This window comes from Acidisphaera rubrifaciens HS-AP3 (assembly GCF_000964365.1).
Lineage (GTDB): Bacteria > Pseudomonadota > Alphaproteobacteria > Acetobacterales > Acetobacteraceae > Acidisphaera > Acidisphaera rubrifaciens.
Map to the genome: position 1 here is coordinate 1 of NZ_BANB01000740.1, position 4,335 is coordinate 4,335.

Consider the following 4,335-nt stretch of genomic DNA (forward strand, 5'->3'; position numbering starts at 1 on the left):
CGCTGTTCCCGCAGGTCGGGCTCAACGCGAGCGTGGCGCGCGAGAAGCTGAGCCCCACCACCTTCGGCCTGTCGCCGAGCGCCTTTCCGCTGCCGCCCAACTTCAATCTCTATCAGGTCGGCCCGACCGTGAGCTATGCGCTCGACCTGTTCGGCGCCACGCGCCGGCAGATCGAAAAGGACGCGGCGCTCGCGGAGCTGCGGGCCCATGAACTCGATGCCGCTACCCTGACCCTGTCCGGCAACACCGTCCTGGAGGCCATCGACTTGGCCTCGGCCGAGGCGCGCATCCGCGCCGCCGACGACATCGTGGCGCTGGACCGGCAGAACGTGGCGCTCGTCGCCACGGCGCGGGCGGCCGGCAGCGTGCCGGACAGCGACGTGATCCTGACGCAGAGCCAGCTGGCCGCCGACGAGACGCTGCGTCCGACGCTCGATCAGGAGGCGAGTGTCGCCCGGCACGCGCTCGCGGTGCTGCTCGGACGCGCGCCGGCGGCCTTTGTGCCGCCGGGACTGCGGCTGACGGACCTGACGCTTCCGCCCGGGCTGGGCGTCAGCCTGCCGTCCCGGCTCGTGCATCAGCGGCCCGACATCCTCGCGGCCGAAGCCAACCTGCACGCGGCGAGCGCGCAGATCGGCATCGCGACGGCGCAGCTTTATCCGGCCGTGACCCTCTCGGCCGGCATCAGCAGCGCGGCCCTGCAGCCGGGCCAGCTCTTCAACCCGTCGACGCTGATCTGGAGCATCGCGGCGGGCCTCGCCCAGCCGGTGTTCGACGGCGGGATGCGCGAGAGCGAGCGCCAGGCCGCGCTGGCCGGCTTCCGGGCGGCAGCGGCCGACTATCAGCAGACGGTGCTGGACGCCTTCCGTCAGGTGGCCGACCTGCTGCAGGCACTCGTCCACGACGCCGACTTGGTCGCGGCGCAGAAACGGGCGGTCGACACCGCCGCGCAGGCCGTGGCCCTGCAGCGTTACAGCTACGCGCGCGGCGCCAGCGGCCTGCTGGACCTGCTCGACGTGCAGCGGCAGTATCAACACGCCCTGCTCGGGTTCATCCAGGCGCAGGCGCAGCGGCTGCGGGATACGGCGCAGCTCCTCGTGGCGATGGGCGGCAGCCCGCCCCCCGAGCTGCTCTCCGCCGCGCACTGATGCGCCCGCCGCGGCCGGACCGCGGGGCGCCGCCACCGGGCAACGGGCCACCGAGGGAAAAGGGACAAGGCATGGCAGCGACGGACGGACCGCAGGACGCGGCGCGCCCGCAGGACCGGTTCTGGGCCGCCGAGCGGCTCGGCGGCGTGCCGCGCATGGAGACGCATTTCGGCCGGCGCATGCGGTGCTTTCCCGAACGACCACTCTCCCTGGCGGCGATGCTGGCGGCGCAGGTCGCGCGCGATCCCGCCCGGGCCGCCATCGCCGAAGGACCACTTACGCTGAGCTACGGCGAGCTCGACGCCCGCGCGGCGCGGCTCGCCGCCGGCCTTGCCGCCCGGGGCATCGCCGCCGGCGACCGCGTGGCGCTGTTGCTGGGCAATTGCTGGGAGTTCCTGGCGCTGCTGTTCGCGTGCGCGCGGCTCGGTGCCATCGTGGTGCCGATCGGCACGCGCCAGCGCATGGCCGAGCTTGCCTTCCTGCTGGACGACTGCGGCGCCAAGATCCTGGTGTTCGAGGCCGCCTATGCCGATGCGGTCCCGCCCCCGGCCATGCTCGCCGCCGCCCCGCTGCTAGTAGCGACCCGCGGCGAAGTCGCCGGCGCGACGCCGTTTGCCGCCCTTATGGACGGGAGCGGCGCCGAACGCGCCGCGGTCCCGGCTGACGAGGAGGCGACGGCGGTGCTCCTGTATACGTCGGGCACAACCGGCCGGCCGAAGGGGGCGTGCCTGACGCATCTGGGCCTCGTGCACTCGGCCCTGAGCTTCGCCCGCTGCTTCGCGCTCGACGATGCGGATCGGGGGCTGGTGGCGGTCCCGCTGGCGCACGTGACCGGGCTGGTCGGCGTCGCGCTTACGACCCTCGCGGTCGGCGGCTGCGTCGCGCTGATGCACGCGCCATACAAGACGGACGCGTTCCTCGCGCTGCTGGCGGAGGCGCGGGTCAGCTTCACGATCCTGGTGCCGGCGATCTACACGCTTTGCGCCATGCATCCGGACCTCCCCCGCCACGACCTGTCGGCGTGGCGGGTCGGCGGCTTCGGCGGCGCGCCGATGCCGGTCGCGACCATCGCCCGCATGGCCGAGGCGCTCCCCGCGCTGCAGCTGCTCAACGCCTATGGCGCCACGGAGACGACGTCGCCGGCGACCATCATGCCGCGGTCCTGCTGGCGGGACCAGATGGACAGCGTGGGACAGGTGGTCCCGTGCGGCGAACTGCGCGTCCTGGATGAGGACGGACAGCCGGTGCCCCCCGGGACAGCCGGCGAATTGTGGATCGCGGGTCCCATGGTGGTCCCGGGGTACTGGAACCGCCCCGAGGCGAACCGGGCCGAGTTCGCCAACGGTTTCTGGCGGTCGGGCGATATCGGCTCGATGGATTCCGGCGGCTTCGTCCGGCTGTTCGACCGGCGCAAGGACATGATCAACCGCGCGGGGTACAAGATCTTCAGCGCGGAGGTCGAAGGCGTGCTCAGCGCGCTGGCCGGGGTGCAGGAATGCGCGATCGTGGGGCGGCCCGATCCGGTGCTCGGCGAACGTGTGCATGCCTTCGTCGTGCCGGCGCCCGGATGCGTGCTCGACGGCGACGCCGTGCGCGCGCACTGTGCCGGGCTGCTGGCCGACTACAAGGTGCCCGAGACGGTGACGATCGATGCGGCGCCTTTGCCGCGCAACGCCAACGGAAAAATCCTCAAGGCGGCGCTGCGCGAACGGCTCGCCAGGGCCTGAGCGATTCACGTGAAGCCGGACGACGGAGGCGCTTCACGTGAAGCCATCCCAGTGGAACTGCGCGCGCGGCTGGACGCCTATGCCGCCCTGTTGCTGCGCTGGAACGCGCGCATCAACCTGATCGGACCGTCCACCATCGCGTCGATCTGGCAGCGTCATATCGATGACAGCCTGCAACTGGCGCCGCTGTGTCCCGCGGGCGCCGGCGGCGCCGCGGATCTCGGTTCGGGGGCCGGTTTTCCCGGCCTCGTTCTGGCGCTCGCGACCGGCCGCTCCTTCACCCTGGTGGAAGCCGACCGTCGAAAGGCCGCCTTTCTGGCCGAGGCGGTACGTGTCACCGGCGCACCCGCCCGCGTCGCCTGCGCCCGCATCGCGGACCTTGCCCCGCTCGGCGCGACCCTGATCACCGCGCGCGCGCTCGCGCCGCTGCCGGACCTGCTTGCCCTCGCCGTGCCGCACTTGGCCGCCGGCGGCGTGCTGCTGCTGCCCAAGGGGGCGCAGGCGTCCGCCGAATTGACGAACGCGCGACGCGGGTGGCACATGCGGGTCGACGCCTTCCCGAGCCGCACGGCGCGGGAGGCGACCATCCTCCGACTGAGCGAGCTGCGCCGTGTCGAGCCATCCACTCCCGAGCGGCACGCGACGTCCTGACGGCGCCGCGACGCAGCGTCCGCGCATCATCGCGATCGCCAACCAGAAGGGCGGGGTCGGCAAGACGACTACGGCCGTCAATCTGGCAACCGCGCTCGCCGCGGCCGACCGCGAGGTGCTGCTGATCGACGCCGATCCGCAGGGTAACGCCTCCACCGGGCTCGGGCTGCCGCGCACCGGCCGGGCGCCCGGCACCTACGCGCTGCTGCACGATCCGGCGAGCCTGCACGAGGCGATCCGGCCGACCGGCATTCCCGGCCTGTCGATCATCCCGGCCGAGCCGGACCTCGCCGGGGCCGAGGTCGAGCTGGTTGACATGCCGGAGCGCGAGCGGCGCCTCCGCCTCGCCCTGGCGCCGCTGCTGGACGCGCCCTCGGACCGTTACGTGCTTCTGGACTGCCCGCCCAGTCTCGGGCTGCTGACCCTCAACGCGCTGGTCTGCGCCGACAGCGTGCTGGTGCCGCTGCAATGCGAATTCTTCGCGCTGGAGGGCCTGACCCATCTGACGCAGACGATCGAGCGCGTGCGGGCCGGCCTCAACCCGCGCCTGCGCCTGCACGGGATCGTGCTGACGATGTACGATCGGCGCAACAACCTGTCCGAACTGGTGGCCGCCGATGCCCGGAGCTTCTTTGGTGACGACGTGTACGAGACGGTGATCCCGCGCAACATCCGCATCTCCGAGGCGCCGAGCCACGGCAAGCCCGTGCTGCTCTACGATTTTCGCTCGCCGGGCGCGCAGGCCTATGTGCGCCTCGCCGGCGAGCTGCTGCGGCGCGAGCGGGCCGGCGCATGACCGCGCGCACCCC

General features: G+C 72.5%; 4 protein-coding genes. All 4 read left to right on the forward strand.

Going from position 1 to position 4,335, the window contains the following annotated elements; genetic code table 11:
• A partial coding sequence (locus B8460_RS17125) for an efflux transporter outer membrane subunit (protein ID WP_048862832.1) occupies window positions 1-1,148 on the forward strand: 1,148 nt, incomplete at its 5' end.
• A 71-nt stretch (window positions 1,149-1,219) separates the two neighbouring features.
• The gene (locus tag B8460_RS17130) at window positions 1,220-2,875 is read left to right on the forward strand and encodes a class I adenylate-forming enzyme family protein (protein ID WP_084623835.1); all 1,656 of its coding nucleotides are present in this window, start codon (window positions 1,220-1,222) and stop codon (window positions 2,873-2,875) included.
• 51 nt (window positions 2,876-2,926) lie between these two features.
• On the forward strand, window positions 2,927-3,526 hold the full coding sequence (rsmG, locus tag B8460_RS17135; RefSeq protein WP_241771221.1) for a 16S rRNA (guanine(527)-N(7))-methyltransferase RsmG: 600 nt from the start codon (window positions 2,927-2,929) through the stop codon (window positions 3,524-3,526).
• Between the two features lie 25 nt (window positions 3,527-3,551).
• Window positions 3,552-4,322, forward strand: a complete 771-nt coding sequence (locus B8460_RS17140; RefSeq protein ID WP_241771222.1) for a ParA family protein — start codon at window positions 3,552-3,554, stop codon at window positions 4,320-4,322.
• The last annotated feature ends 13 nt before the right edge of the window (window positions 4,323-4,335 follow it).